Genomic DNA, 18,348 nt, shown 5'->3' with positions numbered 1-18,348 from the left:
CCCGAGGAGATCACCATGGCCATCAAGACGAAGCCGACCGGCCCGCTGAACTACACCGCCCTCTCCGAGCACCTCGCGGCCGAGACCGGCACCAGCGTTGACACCGCCAAGGCCACGGTCACCGCACTGCTCGACATCGTCGCGCGGACCGTTGCCGACGGACACCCGGTCACCATCAGCAACTTCGGCGCCTGGCTGCCCACCGAACGCCCGGCACGCGCCGCCCGCAACCCGCACACCGGCGAAACGATGCACCTGCCGGCCAGCCGCGCGGTCCGCTTCCGCGTCTCCCCCCGCCTCGCCGACATCATCCGCGCCGGGGACACCGCCGCAACCGTCCGCAAGCGGCCCAAGAACGGCTGACAGCCCCCGCACCACCTGCACGGCCCCGAGGCGGGGTGACCCTCCACCCCTGCCTCGGACGCAACGCACAACCGCACCTGCAGAAAGAAGACGCCGTGAGCACTGAGGCCGTGACCTGGGCCATGGACGACGCGCCGATGCTGCGCACCAAGTCCGGCAAGCCCGACACCACAGCCCGGCACGTGCTGCAGGCGTTGGCCGAGCACGCTAACAAGAACGGCCGCAATGCTCACCCGTCTCTCATCCGCCTTCAGTACCGCACCGGATACGACCGCCGTACCGTCCAGCGTGCGCTGCGGCGGCTGCAGGACGCCGGCCTGATCGTGGACGACGGCCGTGTGCAGGACCGCACCCGCTGGAAGCTGGCGCTGCATGTGACGCGGCCGGCTTCGGACTGGGAGGACTTGGAGCGGGCCGAGGAGGAGGACCGCGAGGCGACGGCGGCCCGGGTCCGCAAGCACCGATCGAAGAAGTCCGCCGTAACGGACGCAGAAGCCGTTACAGAAACGGACGCGGACGACGTTACCGAGGCCGGTGTAACGGATTCTGCGTCCGTACGTAACGCACTTGAAGTGCGTTACGTAACGCACTCTGCGTCCGTATGTAACGCACTCAGTGCCGCCCTAACCACCAATCAACCGTCAGAGGAACCACCAGCAACCCCTATGGCTGGTGTGGGTGCCCAAGGTGCAGGCCCCCTGCCCGGCGCGTACAACGCCCCCATCGACGACGCCGCATTCACCGTCACCGACTCGATGCGCCGCTGGGCCCACGCCACCTACCCCGGGCTCGACATCGAGCACTCCACTGCCCAGTTCGTCAGCCACTACCGCTCCACCGGAGCACGCCGCCACTCCTGGCCCGATGCCTGGCAAAAGTGGATACGCGACGACGCCCGCCGCGTCGCCCAACGCCACACCACCGGAAACGTCATCCCACTGCCCACCGGCCAGGCCCTCACCGGAACCGACGCACGCGTAGCCGGATGGCTCGCACTCCCCACCGAGGACCCGTCATGAACCGAGACGACGCCAAGCGGCTCTTGGCCCACTGCGCGGCCTTCGACAACCGCCAGCCCAGCCTTGCCGCCGCAGAAGCCTGGGCCGCTGCACTCCATGACGTCCCAGCCGACGACGACGCCTTCGCCGCCGTGGCCCGCTACTACGCCACCCCGCCCCACAGGCCCGGCGACCGGCTCTGGATTCAGCCGCACGACATCCGCACCGGCCGACAAAAACTCCGCGCGGAGCGGCTGGAGAACTTCACCTACGAGCCACCGACCAGCGACTGTGATCCGCACTACCTTGCGCGACTGCGCGGCCAACTCGCCGCCACCGCCGACGGCCGGGGCCCGGCCCTGTGCGCGGCACCTGCGCTGGAAGGCGGCCCGCACCCGGAATTCGTGGAGGAGCTGGAGGCCCGCGGGTACGAGGTGGGCTGCCCAGTACCGGACGCCGAGGAAGACGGCAGCACGACGGCCGAGGTCTCCGCAGTTCGCCGGCCTGGCCCGCTGGGCGTGGAGTGTCCTGTCTGCCGCGCGCCGATCGGCCGACCGTGCAAGACCCGGCTGCGTTCGAAGAACTCGCCGAAGCCTCACGGCGCGCGCCGTCGGGTCGCCGCTGGCCAGCCCGCTGCCACCGAGACCCCGGCCGAGATCGAACAGCGCCGCGCCGCTGCCCTCGCCCACCTCGCCCAGACCGTGCACCAGGAGGACCAGCCGTGACCCGTCGCATCCCCGGCGCCCCGATGCCTGACGTCGTACGCCACGCCCTGCGCGCCCGGCAGCACCCGGCCCGCGCCGTCGAGTGCCCGCACTGCGGCGCCCACCCGCACCGGCCGTGCACCACCATCTCCGGCCGCCGTCGGCTTCCGCAGCCGCACCCGAAGCGGATTGCGGCCTGGGCCCGCTCCGTTGCGTGCTGCCCCACCTGCCAGGTCGAGCCCGGCATCCCCTGCCACCTCAACGGCCGCCAACTCCCCGGCGGCAGCGTGCATGCCCGTCGGTACACGGAAGCTGAGACCTCGGTATGAGCGCGCTGGAACGGTTGCTCACCGAGGAGTTGCCCACCGGGACCTTCGGTGACGCCCGGCCTCCGAAGCCGCGGCCCGTCGTACGGCCGGCTCGCCCGTGGCTGCCCGCCGAGCAGGCCGCGCACTACGCCGCCCTGGCCGCCGCAATCGGCGAACCGCACCTGACCCTCCTGCCCGCCCCCGACGACCGGAGCGCCGCCGCGTGAACTGCCTCGCTTGCACCCACCCCCTCGACGGCCTCGGCCGCCTGTGCCCCGCCTGCACCCGCGGCCTCGATGAGCGGCTGGCCGACCTGCCCCGGCAGTACCTGCTGCTGGGCCTGGCCGAGAACCTGCAGCGACGCCGCACCGGCGACCGCGGGCCGGTCGCCGTCGTACGGGACGCCCCGATGCCGCTGTCAGAGGCGGCGCTGACGCTGCGCGCCGAGGGCGGCATTGTCACCGTCCTCGAAGGGTGGCGCCGCCAGATGCAGGGCGCGCGCGGCTGGGGCCCGCCGGCAGAAGGCGGGCCGTACGCCCAGCGGGTGCGCTCCGCGGCCCGCGGGCTGCGCATGAGCCTGGAGTGGATCGCCGCCGAGTGGGACGACGCCGGCGAGCTGGCGCACGAGGTCCGAGAGCTGGCCGCGCGGTGCCGGGCGGTCACCGACCCGGCCGACCCGGCACAGCGCGCGCGGCTGCTGGGGTACTGCGTCGCGCCGTACGGGGACGGGTCGCCGTGCGGCGGCGAAGTGCGGCTGTCTCACGGCGAGAAGGTCGCTGAGTGCCGCTGGTGCGGGTGTACGTACCCGTCGGCGACGTGGCTGGTCCTGCGTACGGGACAGCCCGAGTTCGTTGATGCGGCGGGGGCGGGAGAAGCCGCATGATGCCGCGAGGGGTTCTGTACGCCCCGCTGACGGCCGTACGGGTGATCCTCCGCCTCACCGGACATCAAGCGCGCCGTGAAGCCGCCGTACGGGCGGAGAGAGCCGCACGCCCCCGCCACCCGGCTGAAAGGGCGCCGCTGCTCACCGCGTGCTGCGAACGGTGGTGGCTCACCCGGGGCCGCGCGCACGAACGCACCTGCCGGATCATCACCGAGGGGATCGACCAGTGAGCGCCTGCATCACCCTGCACTGCGATCAGCAGTGGCAGTACGGAACGTGCGCCACCGTCCTCTGGACAGGTGCCCGTGCGGTCGACGATGCGCACGCCGCCGGCGCACGCGTCGGCTGGCGCATCCTCCCCGATGGCCGCACGTACTGCCCTCCCTGCTCCGGCTACAAGCCGACCACTCCGCCCGTCGTCCGCCTCCGTTCGACCAAGGGAGCCGACCGTGTCTGAACTCACCGAGCAGCAGCGCACCAAGCGCCGTGCCCAGGCGCTCGCCGCCATCGAACGCGGCCTCCGCGAGAACCACCACCTGTGGCACCAGACCCCCGCCCGCCTCGACTGGGCCGCCGCCTACGCACTGGACGCGCTCGGTGACCTGGCCGCCGAGATCCTCACCGACGGCACGCTGGTGAAGGGCCTCACCTTCGAAAGCGGCGTTGCCACCCTGGAGCTGGAACCCGCCCGCGAGCTGTTCCTCGCTCTCGTCGCGTCCATGCGGACCATGCTCGACGGGTACGGCGCGCAGAACTACCTCGAAACCGAGATCACCGCGCCGTCCCCGTCCGTCTCCCTCGACCTGCGCGACGGCCAGAACCCGGACGACGCGTACACCATCACCATCCAGCGCCGCACCAGCCCCACCCCGCACGAATTCCGGCAGCAGGCCGAAGCGGCACGCGACGAGATCCTGCGCATCGTCGCCGCCTGGTGCGTCGAGTCCAACGACATAGGCGGCGTCGATGCCGGGGACCTCGCCTGGCGCCTCGAAAAGGCCGGCCATCCCTTGCCCGAAAGCGACGACGCCTGATGTTGCTCACCTTTTTCCTCGGCCTGCTGCTCGGCTCCGTATCCGGCACTGGTACCTACGCCTTCACCGGCCACGGTCAACTGGCCGCAGCTGTCGGTGTGATCGTCTTCCTCGCCTGCTGGCTCGGTATCGCCGCCATCGTGTGGATCGACGACTGATGCACCAGGTGCTCCTGCTCGGCGCGCTGATCTGGATATGGACCAGCGTCCTCGTCACCCCACCCAACCGCCACCGCCTCACCGGCAGGATCAAAAAACGGTTCCTCAATGACTAAGCCCCGTACCGCCCCGCCCCTGCACTGCAGGTGGTGCGGCCACCTGCTCAAGCCCAAGCGCACCGACTGGTGGGACAACCGGCCCCAGTGCCGCAACAAGGTCGCCTGCGGCCAACGCTCTAGGAGGGCGCGGCGATGACCCGCTGCGACGACTGCGGCCGGCTCCTGCGCCGCCCGTCGCCCGACGGCCTCGGGCCCGTCTGCCGCCGCAAGCACGTCCCCGAGCCGGACCGCCGCGGCAGCAAAACGTCCCGCCCGGTAGCCGATCCCGGCCAGCTCACCATCCCCATCCAGACCAGCTTCAGCGATTGCGAACCCAGCTGGGCCCGGCCGCAGCCCAGCCGCCGACGGCGGGGCCCCATCACCACCGTCCCCGGACCCGACACCTGGCCCCTTCCCGGAGGCACCGACCATGACCACTGACCCCACCCGCGAGATCGCCCGCGCCGTCGACCAGCTGATGACGCAGGTCAAACACATCGCTGACCACCTGACGCCGCCCGCCATCAACGTGTCGCCGGGCGCCGCCGTCGTCAGCGGACGTCCCGCCGACGCCCCTACGACGGGGGACCGCTGCGACGTACTCGCGCAGACCGGCGCCCGCTGCACCAAGCAGAGTGGGCACTGGTCATCGATGCGCGACGATCCGCACCTCTTCGGGGCGCCGGACGATACCGCGATCCGTGACGCCCTGTTGGTGCTCCTGTCCCGTGCCGTCCGCGGCGTCCTCACCCCCGATGAGGGGCTGCTCCTTCGTCAGCATGTGGAGCACCTGCTCCGCGACCGCTGCGCCGAGGATGCGCACCGCCGCGCCGAGCAGGCCGAGGCGGAGCGCGACGGGGCGTACCGCGAGCGTGCGCAGCTGCTCGCCTGGCTCGCCACCGCTCACCCCACCGTTCTCGCCCCGGCCCCCGACGTGGACGAGGACGGGTGGCAGATCCTCTACCTCAACGCGCCGTGCGGCCAGCTCTCCTGGCACATCAGCCCACGCGACGCCAGCCTGTTCACGCACGTCGAGCACGTGCCCGCCGACGACCCACGCGCCCAGTGGGACGGACACACCACCGACGAGAAGTACCAGCGCATACGCGGGGCTATCGAAACGCACCTCACCGCCCCGGCCGATGACACCACCCGAAAGAGCGCTGTCAGTGGTACGGGTGACGGCGCGACCAGCCGACAAGGAGGATGAGCGCATGACCCAGCCCTCTGAGAACGGCATCCACAAGACGCTGATCAACATCTGGCAGGAGGAGAGCGGCGGCTGGCTGAAGGCTGCCGTCGAGCGCGACCCAGGCCACGGCCGGGCAGGGGCCGACAGCCGCTACGCGGCCGGCCGCCTCGCAGCTGGCACCGCCGCGGCCGTGCAGTGGGTGGAGCAGCGGTACGGTCCCGAAGCCGCCGACGAGATAGCGACCCACATCAACGAGACGATGATCACCGCGATGAAGGGGCCGCTGGACTGGGCCCGTCTCAACCGGCGCCTGCGCCCGCCTCAGAGCTAGCGGAACGAAACGCTGTGCCGGTGGCCTTCGCACCACGGCCAACTCCGGCCCCATCGACGAGCCCGGCCGGACCTCGGTCCCCGAAGGAGAGACCAGATGGCAAAAGCAACTGAACGCGCGGCGGAGACGGTAGAGGTGGGAGTCGCTCAGCGGCCGGGCACCGAGGCCCCGTGCGCGGACGGGTACGACGTGCACCGGGTCGGCCAGGAGGTGTTCGCCGCCGTGGTGGACGGGGCCGGGCACCGGCCGGAGACGGTCCGGTACGTCGCGCTCGCCCCGGCGGTGCTGACGCACATGGGCGCGGCCATCGGCGGGTTGGCCGGCCTGATGACCGCCGGGCAGATGACGCAGGCGTACGACCGGCCGCCGCACGTCTCCGCCGTGTACGCCACCATGGCGCCGGGCGAGCCCACCAGCGTGCACTGGATCGGGGACTGCCGGGTCTACGGCTGGCACGAGAACCGGCTGACGCAGTGGACGACCGACCAGACGATGGGCGAATGGCTGCGGACGATCAACGGAGGCGCAGCGATGGAGATTGCCGAGGAGCACGACAACTGGAGCAGGCTCGGACTCGCCCAGGCATCCGCAGCGACGTGCCGACAGGTCGAGATCCCCGCGGCGGTCCGGATGGTGCTGCTCGTCTCGGACGGGATCTCGGACCAGGTGGACCAGGAGACCGCGGAGGCGCTGTGCCGCGCGTACGGCGGCGCCCCGCAGTCTCTCGCCGACGCCTTGGTGGCCGCCGCTGAGGAGAACGAGGACGGCTACCGCGACGACGCCACCGTCGTCGCCCTGCTGCGACAGGCTGGTAGCCAGCCCGCGGCCGCGGAGGTCGGCCCCGTCGACAAAGAGCAGGGCTCCACGTCACCGGTCGATCGACTGACCAGGCAGCAGCGGCACTACGTCGCGTGCTTCGCGCAGTGTGCGTCCATGGAAGAGATCGCGGACAGGCGCGGCGTGTCCCGTGGCGCTGTACTGCAGGCGCGGCGGCAGATCATGAAACGCCTCGACCTCACGTCCCCTGAACAATTCGAGGCATTCACACAGCAATATGGTGACGAGGCGTGGGAGAAGATTTGCCACTAGGCGCCTGCCCAGGCGGCCTTCCACCTCACCACTGACCAGGCCCACATTGAAGTACGGCAAAGCCCCGCCCGGCGATCGGGTGGGGCTTTCTGCTGCGCACAAGCCGCTACAACCGAAGGGAACACCCATGCCCGTCATCGGTCCTGGCTACGACGACCCCGAATACGACAACTACGACCCCGCCTGGAAGCACCAGAACACGCCGTTCAGGCAGTGGCTGTTCGAAAAGCTCACTGCAGCCGACTTCCTCTACCCTGACATGGCTCGGATGTGGGCTCCCGACAACCGATACAACGGCCTCGACGACGAGGCGGTGGACGCCATCGCCATGCTCACCGGCGCCAGCTTCGACGAAGTCCGCGCCGCACACAAAGCCGATATCGCCGCATGGATGCGCGAACAGGAATTGCACGACCACCCCGATCTCGCGGTCGCTGACGCCGACCTCAACCGGATCGCCGAACGACACTGAGCAGCAGCAGGCCCCCGCCCGCTCACCGAGCGGGGGCCTCTGATGCGCTCAGGCGGCGAGGGCGGCATAGCGCGCGTTGCTGTGCCGGGCGTCCCGTGCACCGACCTGCCGCTCCCACAGGCGGCACGTCCCCGTAACGAGCGCCTGAACGGCCCGCGGGTCCGCTGCCTCCCAGCTGGGGAACTGCGCCGCCCACTCCAACGCCTCGCCCGCCGGGCAGTCGGCCTCCATCAGCCGCACCGTCGTGTACGCCACATCCACCCACGCCGGGCCGACCGCGGGCATCGCCCAGTCCACCAGCCACGCCCGGCCCCCACCGACAAGAAGGTTGTGCGGGTTCGTGTCCGTGTGCAGCAGCGTGTCGCCGCGCAGCAGCTCCAGCTGTTCGGGCGGCAGCACGTCGGTGAACCGGTCGGCGAACGAGGGGACACCAGCGCCCTCGGGAGCCCGGACATCCTGAGCCGAGTGCAGGACGCTAGCCACCAGCACCAGGTCCGCCGAGCCGGCCGACAGGTCCGCGTGCCGACCCTCGACGTATTCGAAGCCGAGCAGGTCCCACCCCCCGGCTTCGACCTGCCATAGCAACCGCGGGCCCACGCCGCGCACTGCCGCGTTCACCACGGCCTCCATCGCCTGTCCGGCCCGGCCGCGCGCGTCACCGACGGGGACGCCCTTCATGAACACCGGGCCGGCACCGGGCGTGAGCACGGCCGCCGTACTGCAAGTCAGACCGTCCGCGACATCCCGCACACCGGCCACCGGGCCCGTGTGCGCCTCCACTGCCGCCCACGCGTCGGCCGGCAGCTCCCACCACCCGGTACGCGCCATCCTGACCCCCTTCGACGAGAAGAGGGGCCGCAGGCGCGGCCCCTCACCAAACTCAACGAGCAACCTACTGCTGTGTGGCGCCACATTTCCGGCAACGCTGCGCGCCACTCCACTGCACCCACTCGTGCTCGCACCCCTCAGCCATCGTCACCCCTTTCGGTCCCCTTCGACCGTGCTCCCGCAGAGGGCGGATGGCGACGGCGCACGCGGCGCGCACAGGAGCATCACCGCCTGCGGGCTGACGCAGTTCCAGGTCCCCGGCCCAGACATGGGGGTACGGTCTTCGTGTCGCACCGCTCTGCACGGGAGGCCGCCGTGACATCGCCGCAGAAGGCCGAGCACCGGCCCGACTATCCGCCGAAGACTCCGCCACCACCGAAACGGCCGGTCGAGCCGCCGCGCCCCAACGAACCGAAGCACACGCCGACGTCCGCCGCCCGGCGCCGGGTGAGCATGGCCAACCGGCGAGGGGTGAACTGGCCGTTGGAGGCCCAGCCCTGGGCGCCGGCCGGCGCCCACAAGCGGGTCGTGAAGCAGCTCCGGCAATGGGGCTACCGGCCCAATGAGGAAGCCGTGGGGAACGTCGTCACCCTCATGGTCAAAGCCGCTGTCGGCGACGGCGGCCGACGCGTCAGCCTCCACCTCGCCGACCAGAACCAGCAGGCACTCGTCCTCGTGCTCAGCCACCAACCCGGCCCCACACCCGACGCCACCGTCCTGCCCCGCCTCGCCGAACTCGGAGCCTCCAGCTGCGGCACCGACAGCGCCCCCGACGGCCGCCGCCTCTGGGCACTGCTGGACCTGTAGCCACCGCCGTACGCCCCCTCCCCGGCGCCCGCCGTACGCGGTACCGTCCCGCCGTGCGCTACGTCCACTACTGCGCGGCCTGCGACGCCCGGTCCGAAGAGCGCGCTACCGAGTACCAGGCCGTCGCCGACCGCGACCAACACCGCCGCCACGCCCACCACGGCCTACGGCCCGCCGACCGCATCGAGGAGATCCCAGGCCCGCTGGCCATCGTCGCCCGTGCGCTGCTCGGCGCCCTCTGGACCGCAGCGCGCGCCGGTGGCCGGCACATCGCCGCGTCGGACACCACCCGCGAGATCCGACGTAGCACGTACTGGCAGCAGGCCGTACGGCTCTTGGCCATCGGCGTCGGCATCATCGCCCTGCTTGCTCTCACCGTGCGTGGACTGACCTGATACACCGAGACGCGTCCAAGTGGGCTCTTCCCAGCGGTTCAGGTGAAGGTTAGTCTGCGATCACATAAGGGGGGACTTGTGGCGATAACCGCATTCGGCCAGACCAAAAGCATCGGCCAGTGGGCCAAGGACCGACGCTGCAAGGTATCGAGGGACGTTTTGGCCCGGCGCATTCGGGACGGCTGGCCGTCGAAGAAAGCAATCACGACTCCACTCCAAGGGCCAGCCGCTCGCGCCTCCTTTGAGGCGGATCGGTCGAAGCCAGCGCAGCGAACCTTCATCCCCGAACATCCGCCCCCTCGGCGGCAGCGTACGAGTAAGTGGGCGAAGCCAGTGAGCCAGGAGACCCGCCGAGAAGTGCAAGCACGAGCCGAGGAACACGCCGAGTACTGGCGGTCCAAGCCGTTAGACCCGTCAAATTCACCCAGCCAGAGCGTGAGCACCGTATCCGCAGGACTGCCTTCACTCGGCCGTCGACGCTAGCCGTTGGGCCGCCCCGGCTCTACCTCCGAACGACCCACCCAGCGCCCCGTCTCCGATGACTGCGAGACGGGGCGTTCACGCGTCACCGGTACTACTCACCCGCCTGACGACTTATCGCGCAGGTCGGTTCGCTCCCCTTGCCTCGATTTCCGCTTCGCGAAGTATGGGCGAGCCACCCTCCAGTCGACCGCCTTGGAGCGGCCCACCTGAACCACGGGGGGAAAGGCCGGGTCATCGCGGCTCAACTGGCTCACACGCTGATGACTGATCGAGGCGACGACGCCTTCAGCCACGAGTCGCCGCGCCAGCTCGCGGAACGACACCATCTCAGGCCCTCCTCCGACGTCGTCGGCCATGGGCACCTATCTTCCCAACTTCCTAGCCATATGGCTAGGAAGTCGCTACGCTCGGGCAACAACAGGACGGCCCCGGCCGGCACTGCGAATGCCATATGGCCGGGGCCAGACCAACTCCTCAGCGACAAGGAGCGGTCCGCCATGGATCGTATCGCCCGACCTCCCACCCAGATCAGCCCCGCGCAGCACCCCACCCGCCGCCTCCTGGCCGCCGGAATCCTCGGCCGCCGCGCCGGCCGCACCATCGCCACCATCCGCACCGCCGACGGAACCACCGGCCACATCACCCCGCGCCACCAAGCCGCGCCCCTCGCGCTGCTCCTCACTACAGCCGCCGACCGGCTCGCCGCGCACAACCCCGACACGACCCTCACGCCCGAGCGGCTGCTCACTGAGGCTCACGTCACCGTGTGGGACTGGCACGGCACCTACACGGACACCGCGCCCGTACGCGCCGACCTCGACGCCCTCACCCGCGTCCTCGACGAGCTGCCCCTCGACGGCGCCACCCGCGGCGAGTACGCCACCCGCCTGCGCCTGACCGCGAGCGGGGTGACGCTGTGAACGCCGCGACCGCCGAGCAGCAGCTCGCCGCCGCCGTCCGCGAGCTGGAGGACCTGCTCCCCCACGAGAACCTCCTCGCCGGGCAGATGCTCATCGCGCGCATCGTCTCCGTCACAGAGGAGCGCGCCACCGCCCGCCCGGCCGAGCCGGGCCCGCTCGGCGCCCTCGCCTCCATGGCCCGCCACCTCGACGGCGCCCTCGCCCACCCCGAGGTCTGGCCGCCCGCCGGCGCCGGCCTGCGCTGGGTCGCCAGCCAGCACCTGCTCGACGACCACGCACTCGTCACCCTCACCGCCCGCATCACCGACACCGGCGAGGCAGGTGAGCTGCGGTGATCCACGCCGTATTCAACGCGGCAGGCCGCATCCTCCGCGCCTTCGACGACGACGATCACGACACCGACAGTCGCATCCTCGCCGAGCGGGCCCTGGTGAAGAGCTACGGACGCGTACCCGGCGCCTACGTCGACGCCGTCTGCCCCATGCATCGGGAGCCGCGCTCCGACTGCGAGCCGTGCGAAACGCAGATGGCCTGCCCGGATTGTGACTGGCCCGGGTACACCTGCGCACGCCACCGCTGACCACCGATCGGCCGGGCCCGCCAGCCTCCAGCAACGGGCCCGGCCCCGCCTCGGAGACACCCGTGGATCTCACCGATGAGGCGATCCGGTGGGCGTACGCCAACCCGTACCCTGCCGCTCTCGCCAGCACAGCCCTCACCGCCGCCGTCACGATCGCGGCCTGGCGTACCAGCCGCGCGCTCCGCGCCATGGCCCGGCCGCCAGCCGCGGTCCTGATCGCGTCCTTCGCCGCTGCGGCCTGCACCGCCTACAGCGCAGATACGTCGTGGCGCTTCGCCGCGCACCGCCTCGGCATGACCGACCACAGCGAGCGCCTCGCGATGTTCGCCGCGGCCGAGATCGCGCTGCTCGCCTGCGGCCTCCTCGCCCGCGCCAACAAGAAGGCCACTGCCACCGACGACACCGCTGGGACTCCCGGCGTGCCCGGTGCCCTGGTCTGGGTCATCACCGGCGTGCAGATCATCCCCGCGTACGCCGAGTCCGGCGTCGTCGGCGGTACCGTCCGCGCCGTCATCGGCCCCGTGCTCGCCGGCCTGCTCTGGCACCAGGCCATGGGCCTGGAGCTGCGAATCATCCGGCCTGGGGCTCTGTCCACTGGCCTGCCCGCGCAGATCGCCCGCGCGCTGCGCGAGCGGCTGCTGTCCCGGCTCGGTCTCGCCGTGCGCGACCGTACCGCCGAGCAGATCAGCCGCGACCGCGCCTTGGCCCGCGCCGTACGGCTCGGTTCTCGCCGCCGACTGCGCGGCTGGGGCAGCCGCCGCCTCGCCGCCGCCGTCGCCCGCGCGCACGTCGCCACCGACCCGGTCCAGCGCCAGCGGCTCATGCTCGAACTGGCCGCCCGGCGCGGCGCCACGGAACTGACCACCATCTCATTGCCGTCCGCCTGGGCCCCGCCGCAGCCGCCCGCGCAGCCGCGCACCCCGGCGGCCCTGGCCCGCCAGCAGCTCACCGAGATGCATCCGCTCGACGCCGTCCGGCGGGTGCACTCCGCGCATCCGGATGCGCATCCCGCCGCGCTCGCCAGCCTTCTGACCGAGCACGGTGTCGTGGTCTCCGAGCAGCAGGTGCGCGTCGCCATCGGTGCCGGCAATCCGCCCGCCGCACCCCGCCCGGATGCGCCTGCGGCCGCCGCCGAGCTGCCCGGCGCGCTCGTCCTCGACGTCACCACCGAGCCCGAGGTGCACCCCGAGGTACGCGCCCCCGCATTCGCCATCGCCGCAGGCCAGCGCCGAGATGCAGTCCATGCCCGTATCCCCGAATGCGCATCCGACACGGGCCGATCACACGGTGAGGAGACGGAGCAGGACGCCCCCGGCATCGGCCAGCCGGAGCCATCGGCGGGGGAGAACGGCGGCGGCCCGGATGCGCACCCGGATGCACTCCCCGCCGATCTCATCGAGCGCGCCCGCGCACTCGGCCGCCCCGCGTCCCTGCGCACCCTCCAGCGCGAACTGCGCATCGGCCAACCGAAAGCGCAGTTGCTGCAGACCCTCACGAGGGAGAGCTGAGATGCACGCACTCGCCGCGCTCGCATTCGGCACGCTCACGCTGCTCGCCGCACTCGGCCTCGCCGCCGTCGGCCGTCGCGAGCCGCATCCCGTGCTGCTGCCCGTCGTACGCACCACCGCCCTGATCGTCTGCGTGGCCGCCGTCGCCGCCGCCCTCTTCCGCCCTTGAGGACGCCATGACCGACAACCAGAAGCCGAACCGGCCGATAACGCCGACCCGGATCATCCCCTCCGGCCAGCCCTGGCCTCCCGTACAGCAGCCGACCGCCGCTCCCGGGCCCGCTCCGGCTGTCCCGCCGCCCGCGCCACCAGCCCCGCCCGCGCCGCCAGCGCCGCCAGCAGGTCCGCCACCGGGGTGGGCCAGCTGGCCGCAGCAGCCGCCACCGGCGCCGCTGGAGATCCGCCTGACGGTGGACATGGTCCCGGTCTACGACGAGCCGGAGCGGACCTGGCGCGAACGGCTGTGGAGCTGGATCACCGCACGCGTTTCCCCGTACGCGGCCCTGCTCGCCATCGCTGCGGCCGTGGTGCCAATACCTGGCATCGGCTACGGCCTCGGCCCCTGCTGGGGCAGCTTCCTGTACGCGATGCGCGTCACCACCCACCCTGCGATCGCCTACGTCGTTGGCTTGGGCGCCGTCGCCATCTTCGGTCTACGCGTCGCCCGCCGCCTCGACACAGGCCGCCGCGCCCAACTCCTTTCTCTGACAGGGCTTTCGATCACCACCGTCGGCGCTATCTACGGTGTCGTACGGCCCTTCGACATCGTCACCGCGCTCACGGGAGTCCCCGCATGATCGTCCTGTCCCTCTGCGGCGCCGTCCTGTCCGTCGCAGTTCTGATCGTCAACTTCCGCAGCTGGTGGAAGGGCAACAGGGAGCTGAAAGCGCTGATTCCATTCGGCGGCGGTCTGGTTACCGGCACTTCGTGGACGATGTGCGTCGGCGGCATCCTCGGTTGGTTTGCTCAGCGCACGGCCGCCATGGGCAGCACGGCCGGAGACTGGGCCGTCTCCCGCATCACCGGCAAGAGCGGCGGCACCCTGGTCTCCGGATCCGCCGGCACTCTCACGACGGCCGGGGCCGGCGTTGTAGTCGTCGCGCTGATCCTCGGCGTCGTTGTGTTCAAGGCGTTCGGCAAGAACGACAAGAAGAAGGCGCTCGGTGGCCTGCTCGTCGGGATGACGTTGTGCGCCACGGCCGGGGCCGCCCAACTCATGCAGTGGGTGCCCGACCTCTACAACATGGTCGGTCAGGGCATCGTGGACGCGCTGAACGGGGCGGTGCCGCTGTGAACGCCGAGGCGCGCGACGAGATCCGCGAGAAGGCCGAGAGCGCCCGAGAGAAGGCCGCGGAGGCATCCGCGTGGGCGATCCGGCTCGTACGACGCCTGGGGGAGGGAAGCGGCCTGCTGGGCCGCACCCTGTCTGACCGGCTGACCACCTGGTGCCGTAAGGGGCATCGGCACGACCTGTCCGGCGTCGCCGCGCACCTGGGCACCGGCGCGCGACTGGCCGCACTCGGGGGAGTCGCCTACCTCGGCTGGCGCCTCGTGGACGCCCGGCCCTGGGCCATGTGGCTCCTGGCCGGCGGCTGGACGACCGCAGCCCTGTCCGTCACCCGCCCGAAGAAGGCGGACGGGAAGGCGACCGAGGGTTCCGGGGAGTCTTCCTCCGAGGCCCCCGCGGCGGACGCGATCGGGCCCTCTCCGGCTGAGTTCGTCCACCTGCTCCACGACCTCGTGGAGAAGTGCTCCGAGGGGGGCAAGCGGACCCTCGGTCTGCACCACGCTCAAGTGGTCGCGGAGCTGTCCTCCCGCTACCCCGAACGGGCCTGGACACCGGCCGACTCCCGGGCCCTGTGTGAGGCCGCGGGTGTGCCCCTGTCCCGGGCCACCCGGGCCACCGGCCCGGGGGCCGCCCGGGGGGCGTCCACCGGGGTCCGTACCGAGGCCCTGCCAGAGCGCCCGCCAGTTCCCTCCCCACACCCCCTCTCGGCCGACGAGACGGGCCCCGTTGTCGCTGTTGTTTCCGCAGGTCAGAACCAGCAACACGGCCAGCAACAGCAACAGCAACAGGGCCCCAGCAACACGGTCGCGTTCGTCCAGGACGAGACCAACCCCGCGCGCTGGCACGTCGCCTGAGGCTGCCTGTCCGCCCCGAGCCGGTCGGCCGGGGCGGGCGGGGAGCGGTCAGGCGACTGCCCCACAACAGCGCGGAGCGGGCCGCATCTGCTTGGCGGTAGGGCGGCCCGCTCCGCTCCCATCTCGCAGGAGACAGGAGCACCATCATGGCACTGCCCTCCATGCCCACCCGCGACCCGGGCCGCCCCGGTGAGCGCCCCGAGGACATCCGCGAGTACGCGAGCAGTACCGGCGGCTGGACCACCAACCCGAACGAGAAGCCGATTGCCGGCGCCCCGAAGGGGGACCGGCGATGAGCGAGACGCTGTGCCCCGGCTGCGGCGAATCCAACGAAAGCGGCGCCTGCAAGCGCTGTGGCCTGCCGGTGCCCGTGGTCGTCGTGCCCGTACCCGTACTCGCAGGCCAGCGGCCGTGACCTGCAACGAGCAGTCGACGCCTGCCAGGTCAGCAGCACCGGCGAGCAAGCCGGTCCCCGGCTCCCCGAAACAGAACGACTGATCGCCTACCCTGCCGAGAATTCTGAGGGGCGGCCCAGATCGACTGGCGGGCGCGGCTGCCCCAACGGAATCCACCGACATGACATTGAGAGGACGAAAGATCATGAGCGAGCGAGTAGCCGTGAAGGTTCTACTACTGGTCGGCGACCAGGCCGAGGTCGTGGCTGACGCCGACGACGCGACAGAGCCCGTGCGGTATCCGGCGGCGGAGATCGCAACGGCCATTGGCCTGCCGACGGAGCAGTTGCCGGGCACGCGCCTTACCGCCGAGGTTGACCAGAGTGACCGGCTGAGCGGATGGCAGATCGCCTGATCGTTGGAGCCCCGGGTCCAAACGGATCCGGGGTTTCTATTGGCGCGAGGTGTTGCAAAAGGGTGCACGTCGCCTTACGATGGAGACACGAGGTCGGGGCCGCAAACCCCGCGCCTCGCCACCAATCACCTACCAGAAGGGGCCAAACATGTCAGACGAACGCGAGCGCACCACCGAGGAGTTGACGGCCCGCCTGGCCGTCCTCTACATCGGCATCAGCAAGGTGTGCGAACAGCTCCCCGTCCCGATCACCCTGCCGCCCGCCAGCGGCACCGTCGGCGGACTGATGGGCAGCATCGACCGCTGCTACAAGATCGCCCCCGATCAGCCCATCCCTGCCGAACAGGTCGCCGCACTCCAAGTGGCCTGCTTGTTCTGGCTCATGGCCGCCGACATGATCGGCCTGTACGACGCGGAAGCCGCTGGCACCACCATCCGAGATGAGGCAGCCCAAGCCGCCATGTTCCACACGGAGGCATGCATCAGCGACCTGATGCACTGGCTCCGCGACGCCTGACCTGCCAGTCGCCGCCCCCCGGGAGCCACCCGGGGGGCGGTTCGCTTGTCCGTACATCGGAGTGTTGCAATTGGATGCATGTCTGTTGTAAAGTGGTGCACGCAAGGAAGGGGCCGCAAACCCCAACCACCACCAACAGGAAGGGCAAGTAATGTCCGACTACCAGGACGAGCAGATGGGCGACATCGCCCGGATGCTGGGACAGTCGTACGCGGCGCTGGCGACGGTCTGCCTCAACCTCCCCGTCCCCGTCACCCTGCCGACCGGGGCGGTCAGCAGCGAGGACGCCGCCCCCGCCGTCCGCCGGGTCGTGGAGATCGTCAAGGAGATGCCCATGCCGGAGCGGACACAGGCGGACCTGTTCTCCGCGTGCGTCTACTGGCTCGGAGCGCTCGACATCTACTCGATCATGGCGAGCGAGTACCACCCGGTGCGTGGCCACTCGGCGGTCGCCAACATCTTGGCAGCCGAGAGCGCCCTGCAGGATCTCGCCGAGTGGCTGTACGGCCAGCAGCACCCGGACGAGCAGCAGTAACCGCCCGACGCGCCCGCCCGGCAGCCAGCCGGGCGGGCGCCCCACGGGTGTTGCAAATAGGTGCCCACGTGTTGTAAAGTGGTGCACACGAGGGAGGGGCCGCAAACCCCGAACTCACCACCAACAACTCCAGAGAGGACGGACCACATGTCCGACGAATACGACGACGAGGTCTACGAGCTCGGCAGCCACCTCATGAAGGCTTACCAGCGCCTCGTGAAGGTCTGCGCACTGCTCCCCGTACCGATCACCCTCCCCGCAGGGCCGGTATACGACAGCCGCCAGATCATCCCGGCAGTCGGCCGAATCGTCACCATCGTCAGCGACCAGCCGGTAGCTCAGGAAGTGCAATCCGGCATCTGGGGCAGCGCGCTCCACTGGCTCTCAGCGGCGAACCTGTACACCCAGTACATCGCCGCCGAAGGAGACGAAGTCCTGGCCATGCAAATCAAGCTCAACGCGGCCACAGCAGGTGAAATCCTCCACTACGCGGAAGAGCTGCTGACCGACAACGAGTAACACCCACCGTGCCCCCGGCAGCCAGCCGGGGGCATCCCCATACGCAAAAGACCGGCGAGGGCCGGGCCGAAGCCCACAGGCGCCCGAAAACGCCCGTCGCAAAACCCTCGCCGGTCACCACCAATCCCGAAAGGACTGGAACCACCATGATAGACACCCCCGCCAGCGGCGAAACGATGGAAGAGATCGCGGCCCGCCACGGCCGCTCCTACAACACCGTGCGCAACAAATGGTCCCGCCGCCCCGACTGGCCCGCCCCCAAAGGCAAGCGAGGCCAGCACAACGTCTACGACCCCAAAGAGGTAGACGACTGGGTCCGAGACCACCTCAGCCGCTCCACACCGGGCCTCCAGCCGAACCGCCTCTACACCGGCGCGGAGATCGCCAAGGCCGCTGGTATCTCGCCGGCCACCATCCGCGCCGACCGAAACCGGGGCCGCTGGCCCGAGCCGGACGACACCGACGGCGGAGTCAACCGCTGGTACGGCCGCACCGCCACAGCCGCGCTCGCCAAACGACGCGGTTACCGCCGCTCGACCACGGCATGAGCTCCCAGAAGCCGCCCACTGTCAGACCTCAGCCCTACTGTGGGTGCGTCCCTATTCGAGCTGCTGGCGCGCGCTCGGACCCGCGTCGCCCCGCCCCGGTGCTTCATCACCGGTGGCGGGGCGATG

General features: G+C 70.8%; 33 protein-coding genes. 31 read left to right on the top strand and 2 right to left on the bottom strand.

Annotated elements, in window-relative coordinates; all coding sequences use genetic code 11:
- The first annotated feature begins 15 nt into the window (after nt 1–15).
- The 14 genes from CP984_RS29130 to CP984_RS29070 all read left to right on the top strand — a co-directional run bounded on the left by CP984_RS29130 (nt 16) and on the right by CP984_RS29070 (nt 7,630).
- On the top strand, nt 16–363 hold the full coding sequence (locus tag CP984_RS29130) for an HU family DNA-binding protein (protein ID WP_003981182.1): 348 nt from the start codon (nt 16–18) through the stop codon (nt 361–363).
- A 110-nt stretch (nt 364–473) separates the two neighbouring features.
- A complete protein-coding gene (locus CP984_RS29125) occupies nt 474–1,382 on the top strand; it encodes a helix-turn-helix domain-containing protein (RefSeq protein WP_139679703.1) in 909 nt (302 codons plus the stop codon).
- Complete coding sequence (locus tag CP984_RS29120; RefSeq protein ID WP_003981184.1) at nt 1,379–2,086, top strand: zinc finger domain-containing protein; 708 nt, start codon at nt 1,379–1,381, stop codon at nt 2,084–2,086. The genes CP984_RS29125 and CP984_RS29120 overlap by 4 nt, the downstream gene beginning before the upstream one ends.
- Nucleotides 2,083–2,394, top strand: a complete 312-nt coding sequence (locus CP984_RS29115) for a zinc finger domain-containing protein (protein ID WP_003981185.1) — start codon at nt 2,083–2,085, stop codon at nt 2,392–2,394. Before CP984_RS29120 ends, CP984_RS29115 begins: the two co-directional genes overlap by 4 nt.
- Nucleotides 2,391–2,600, top strand: coding sequence for a hypothetical protein (locus CP984_RS29110; RefSeq protein ID WP_003981186.1), 210 nt, complete (start codon nt 2,391–2,393; stop codon nt 2,598–2,600). The genes CP984_RS29115 and CP984_RS29110 overlap by 4 nt, the downstream gene beginning before the upstream one ends.
- Entirely contained in the window at nt 2,597–3,256 is a 660-nt protein-coding gene (locus CP984_RS29105) for a hypothetical protein (protein ID WP_003981187.1), read from the top strand. The genes CP984_RS29110 and CP984_RS29105 overlap by 4 nt, the downstream gene beginning before the upstream one ends.
- Nucleotides 3,253–3,486 carry a hypothetical protein gene (locus tag CP984_RS29100; protein ID WP_003981188.1) on the top strand — a complete coding sequence of 78 codons (234 nt, stop codon included), beginning with the start codon at nt 3,253–3,255 and terminating at the stop codon, nt 3,484–3,486. Before CP984_RS29105 ends, CP984_RS29100 begins: the two co-directional genes overlap by 4 nt.
- Nucleotides 3,487–3,705: 219 nt before the next feature.
- Nucleotides 3,706–4,290, top strand: a complete 585-nt coding sequence (locus CP984_RS29095; protein WP_003981192.1) for a hypothetical protein — start codon at nt 3,706–3,708, stop codon at nt 4,288–4,290.
- Nucleotides 4,290–4,448, top strand: coding sequence for a hypothetical protein (locus CP984_RS41515; protein WP_156100249.1), 159 nt, complete (start codon nt 4,290–4,292; stop codon nt 4,446–4,448). Before CP984_RS29095 ends, CP984_RS41515 begins: the two co-directional genes overlap by 1 nt.
- A 251-nt stretch (nt 4,449–4,699) precedes the next feature.
- Nucleotides 4,700–4,987, top strand: coding sequence for a hypothetical protein (locus CP984_RS29090; RefSeq protein WP_003981193.1), 288 nt, complete (start codon nt 4,700–4,702; stop codon nt 4,985–4,987).
- A complete protein-coding gene (locus tag CP984_RS41510) occupies nt 4,977–5,756 on the top strand; it encodes a hypothetical protein (RefSeq protein WP_050498775.1) in 780 nt (259 codons plus the stop codon). Before CP984_RS29090 ends, CP984_RS41510 begins: the two co-directional genes overlap by 11 nt.
- Nucleotides 5,757–5,760: 4 nt before the next feature.
- On the top strand, nt 5,761–6,069 hold the full coding sequence (locus CP984_RS29080; RefSeq protein ID WP_003981194.1) for a hypothetical protein: 309 nt from the start codon (nt 5,761–5,763) through the stop codon (nt 6,067–6,069).
- A 96-nt stretch (nt 6,070–6,165) separates the two neighbouring features.
- Nucleotides 6,166–7,158 (top strand): SpoIIE family protein phosphatase, encoded by a 993-nt coding sequence (locus tag CP984_RS29075; protein WP_003981195.1) that lies wholly within the window; start codon nt 6,166–6,168, stop codon nt 7,156–7,158.
- A gap of 127 nt (nt 7,159–7,285) precedes the next feature.
- The gene (locus CP984_RS29070) at nt 7,286–7,630 is read left to right on the top strand and encodes a hypothetical protein (RefSeq protein ID WP_003981196.1); all 345 of its coding nucleotides are present in this window, start codon (nt 7,286–7,288) and stop codon (nt 7,628–7,630) included.
- Nucleotides 7,631–7,678: 48 nt separating this feature from the next.
- Here the strand turns inward: CP984_RS29070 and CP984_RS29065 are convergent, their stop codons facing one another.
- Entirely contained in the window at nt 7,679–8,458 is a 780-nt protein-coding gene (locus CP984_RS29065) for a phosphotransferase (protein WP_030181011.1), read from the bottom strand.
- Nucleotides 8,459–8,773: 315 nt separating this feature from the next.
- Here CP984_RS29065 and CP984_RS42255 point away from each other — a divergent pair, with 315 nt between their 5' ends.
- Nucleotides 8,774–9,265, top strand: coding sequence for a hypothetical protein (locus tag CP984_RS42255; protein WP_003981198.1), 492 nt, complete (start codon nt 8,774–8,776; stop codon nt 9,263–9,265).
- 53 nt (nt 9,266–9,318) lie between these two features.
- On the top strand, nt 9,319–9,660 hold the full coding sequence (locus CP984_RS29055) for a hypothetical protein (RefSeq protein WP_003981199.1): 342 nt from the start codon (nt 9,319–9,321) through the stop codon (nt 9,658–9,660).
- Between the two features lie 578 nt (nt 9,661–10,238).
- On the opposite strand, the gene CP984_RS29050 is transcribed toward CP984_RS29055, so the two are convergent.
- Complete coding sequence (locus CP984_RS29050; protein WP_226048714.1) at nt 10,239–10,499, bottom strand: hypothetical protein; 261 nt, start codon at nt 10,497–10,499, stop codon at nt 10,239–10,241.
- Nucleotides 10,500–10,640: 141 nt separating this feature from the next.
- On the opposite strand from CP984_RS29050, the gene CP984_RS41505 reads away from it, so the two are divergent.
- From CP984_RS41505 to CP984_RS28990, 15 genes are all read left to right on the top strand, one after another.
- Nucleotides 10,641–11,063, top strand: coding sequence for a hypothetical protein (locus CP984_RS41505; RefSeq protein ID WP_003981201.1), 423 nt, complete (start codon nt 10,641–10,643; stop codon nt 11,061–11,063).
- The gene (locus CP984_RS29045; protein ID WP_003981202.1) at nt 11,060–11,398 is read left to right on the top strand and encodes a hypothetical protein; all 339 of its coding nucleotides are present in this window, start codon (nt 11,060–11,062) and stop codon (nt 11,396–11,398) included. Before CP984_RS41505 ends, CP984_RS29045 begins: the two co-directional genes overlap by 4 nt.
- Entirely contained in the window at nt 11,395–11,643 is a 249-nt protein-coding gene (locus CP984_RS29040; protein WP_003981203.1) for a hypothetical protein, read from the top strand. Before CP984_RS29045 ends, CP984_RS29040 begins: the two co-directional genes overlap by 4 nt.
- Before the next feature lie 62 nt (nt 11,644–11,705).
- On the top strand, nt 11,706–13,151 hold the full coding sequence (locus CP984_RS29035; RefSeq protein ID WP_003981204.1) for a hypothetical protein: 1,446 nt from the start codon (nt 11,706–11,708) through the stop codon (nt 13,149–13,151).
- A 1-nt stretch (nt 13,152) separates the two neighbouring features.
- Nucleotides 13,153–13,320: a hypothetical protein gene (locus CP984_RS41500; RefSeq protein WP_161276745.1), complete on the top strand. Its 168-nt coding sequence runs from the start codon at nt 13,153–13,155 to the stop codon at nt 13,318–13,320.
- Between the two features lie 7 nt (nt 13,321–13,327).
- A complete protein-coding gene (locus CP984_RS41495) occupies nt 13,328–13,948 on the top strand; it encodes a hypothetical protein (RefSeq protein ID WP_078575474.1) in 621 nt (206 codons plus the stop codon).
- Nucleotides 13,945–14,445 (top strand): hypothetical protein, encoded by a 501-nt coding sequence (locus CP984_RS29020; RefSeq protein WP_003981206.1) that lies wholly within the window; start codon nt 13,945–13,947, stop codon nt 14,443–14,445. The genes CP984_RS41495 and CP984_RS29020 overlap by 4 nt, the downstream gene beginning before the upstream one ends.
- On the top strand, nt 14,442–15,293 hold the full coding sequence (locus CP984_RS29015; RefSeq protein WP_003981207.1) for a hypothetical protein: 852 nt from the start codon (nt 14,442–14,444) through the stop codon (nt 15,291–15,293). Before CP984_RS29020 ends, CP984_RS29015 begins: the two co-directional genes overlap by 4 nt.
- A 146-nt stretch (nt 15,294–15,439) precedes the next feature.
- Complete coding sequence (locus CP984_RS41490) at nt 15,440–15,589, top strand: hypothetical protein (RefSeq protein WP_156100248.1); 150 nt, start codon at nt 15,440–15,442, stop codon at nt 15,587–15,589.
- Nucleotides 15,586–15,708: a hypothetical protein gene (locus CP984_RS42665; protein ID WP_255304239.1), complete on the top strand. Its 123-nt coding sequence runs from the start codon at nt 15,586–15,588 to the stop codon at nt 15,706–15,708. Before CP984_RS41490 ends, CP984_RS42665 begins: the two co-directional genes overlap by 4 nt.
- Nucleotides 15,709–15,893: 185 nt before the next feature.
- Nucleotides 15,894–16,103, top strand: a complete 210-nt coding sequence (locus CP984_RS29010; protein WP_003981208.1) for a hypothetical protein — start codon at nt 15,894–15,896, stop codon at nt 16,101–16,103.
- Nucleotides 16,104–16,251: 148 nt separating this feature from the next.
- Nucleotides 16,252–16,620, top strand: a complete 369-nt coding sequence (locus tag CP984_RS29005) for a hypothetical protein (protein ID WP_003981209.1) — start codon at nt 16,252–16,254, stop codon at nt 16,618–16,620.
- Between the two features lie 151 nt (nt 16,621–16,771).
- Nucleotides 16,772–17,155, top strand: a complete 384-nt coding sequence (locus CP984_RS29000; protein ID WP_003981210.1) for a hypothetical protein — start codon at nt 16,772–16,774, stop codon at nt 17,153–17,155.
- Between the two features lie 147 nt (nt 17,156–17,302).
- Complete coding sequence (locus tag CP984_RS28995) at nt 17,303–17,674, top strand: hypothetical protein (RefSeq protein WP_003981211.1); 372 nt, start codon at nt 17,303–17,305, stop codon at nt 17,672–17,674.
- A 146-nt stretch (nt 17,675–17,820) separates the two neighbouring features.
- Nucleotides 17,821–18,222: a hypothetical protein gene (locus CP984_RS28990; RefSeq protein ID WP_003981212.1), complete on the top strand. Its 402-nt coding sequence runs from the start codon at nt 17,821–17,823 to the stop codon at nt 18,220–18,222.
- Nucleotides 18,223–18,348: the final 126 nt, after the last annotated feature.

This window comes from Streptomyces rimosus (assembly GCF_008704655.1).
Classification (GTDB): Bacteria; Actinomycetota; Actinomycetes; order Streptomycetales; family Streptomycetaceae; genus Streptomyces; species Streptomyces rimosus.
The sequence above is the reverse complement of the archived record's forward strand: the minus strand, read 5'-3'. Positions and strand labels throughout refer to the sequence as shown.

What these genes read in the sequence shown, in the direction of transcription:
- CP984_RS29130 (WP_003981182.1), top strand. Translation starts at nt 16, where the DNA reads ATGGCCATCAAGACGAAGCCGACCGGCCCGCTGAACTACACCGCCCTC.
- CP984_RS29120 (WP_003981184.1), top strand. Translation starts at nt 1,379, where the DNA reads ATGAACCGAGACGACGCCAAGCGGCTCTTGGCCCACTGCGCGGCCTTC.
- CP984_RS29110 (WP_003981186.1), top strand. Translation starts at nt 2,391, where the DNA reads ATGAGCGCGCTGGAACGGTTGCTCACCGAGGAGTTGCCCACCGGGACC.
- CP984_RS29100 (WP_003981188.1), top strand. Translation starts at nt 3,253, where the DNA reads ATGATGCCGCGAGGGGTTCTGTACGCCCCGCTGACGGCCGTACGGGTG.
- CP984_RS41515 (WP_156100249.1), top strand. Translation starts at nt 4,290, where the DNA reads ATGTTGCTCACCTTTTTCCTCGGCCTGCTGCTCGGCTCCGTATCCGGC.
- CP984_RS29090 (WP_003981193.1), top strand. Translation starts at nt 4,700, where the DNA reads ATGACCCGCTGCGACGACTGCGGCCGGCTCCTGCGCCGCCCGTCGCCC.
- CP984_RS41510 (WP_050498775.1), top strand. Translation starts at nt 4,977, where the DNA reads ATGACCACTGACCCCACCCGCGAGATCGCCCGCGCCGTCGACCAGCTG.
- CP984_RS29080 (WP_003981194.1), top strand. Translation starts at nt 5,761, where the DNA reads ATGACCCAGCCCTCTGAGAACGGCATCCACAAGACGCTGATCAACATC.
- CP984_RS29075 (WP_003981195.1), top strand. Translation starts at nt 6,166, where the DNA reads ATGGCAAAAGCAACTGAACGCGCGGCGGAGACGGTAGAGGTGGGAGTC.
- CP984_RS29070 (WP_003981196.1), top strand. Translation starts at nt 7,286, where the DNA reads ATGCCCGTCATCGGTCCTGGCTACGACGACCCCGAATACGACAACTAC.
- CP984_RS29065 (WP_030181011.1), bottom strand. Translation starts at nt 8,458, where the DNA reads ATGGCGCGTACCGGGTGGTGGGAGCTGCCGGCCGACGCGTGGGCGGCA.
- CP984_RS29050 (WP_226048714.1), bottom strand. Translation starts at nt 10,499, where the DNA reads ATGGCCGACGACGTCGGAGGAGGGCCTGAGATGGTGTCGTTCCGCGAG.
- CP984_RS41505 (WP_003981201.1), top strand. Translation starts at nt 10,641, where the DNA reads ATGGATCGTATCGCCCGACCTCCCACCCAGATCAGCCCCGCGCAGCAC.
- CP984_RS41500 (WP_161276745.1), top strand. Translation starts at nt 13,153, where the DNA reads ATGCACGCACTCGCCGCGCTCGCATTCGGCACGCTCACGCTGCTCGCC.
- CP984_RS41495 (WP_078575474.1), top strand. Translation starts at nt 13,328, where the DNA reads ATGACCGACAACCAGAAGCCGAACCGGCCGATAACGCCGACCCGGATC.
- CP984_RS29020 (WP_003981206.1), top strand. Translation starts at nt 13,945, where the DNA reads ATGATCGTCCTGTCCCTCTGCGGCGCCGTCCTGTCCGTCGCAGTTCTG.
- CP984_RS41490 (WP_156100248.1), top strand. Translation starts at nt 15,440, where the DNA reads ATGGCACTGCCCTCCATGCCCACCCGCGACCCGGGCCGCCCCGGTGAG.
- CP984_RS42665 (WP_255304239.1), top strand. Translation starts at nt 15,586, where the DNA reads ATGAGCGAGACGCTGTGCCCCGGCTGCGGCGAATCCAACGAAAGCGGC.
- CP984_RS29010 (WP_003981208.1), top strand. Translation starts at nt 15,894, where the DNA reads ATGAGCGAGCGAGTAGCCGTGAAGGTTCTACTACTGGTCGGCGACCAG.
- CP984_RS29005 (WP_003981209.1), top strand. Translation starts at nt 16,252, where the DNA reads ATGTCAGACGAACGCGAGCGCACCACCGAGGAGTTGACGGCCCGCCTG.
- CP984_RS29000 (WP_003981210.1), top strand. Translation starts at nt 16,772, where the DNA reads ATGTCCGACTACCAGGACGAGCAGATGGGCGACATCGCCCGGATGCTG.
- CP984_RS28995 (WP_003981211.1), top strand. Translation starts at nt 17,303, where the DNA reads ATGTCCGACGAATACGACGACGAGGTCTACGAGCTCGGCAGCCACCTC.
- CP984_RS28990 (WP_003981212.1), top strand. Translation starts at nt 17,821, where the DNA reads ATGATAGACACCCCCGCCAGCGGCGAAACGATGGAAGAGATCGCGGCC.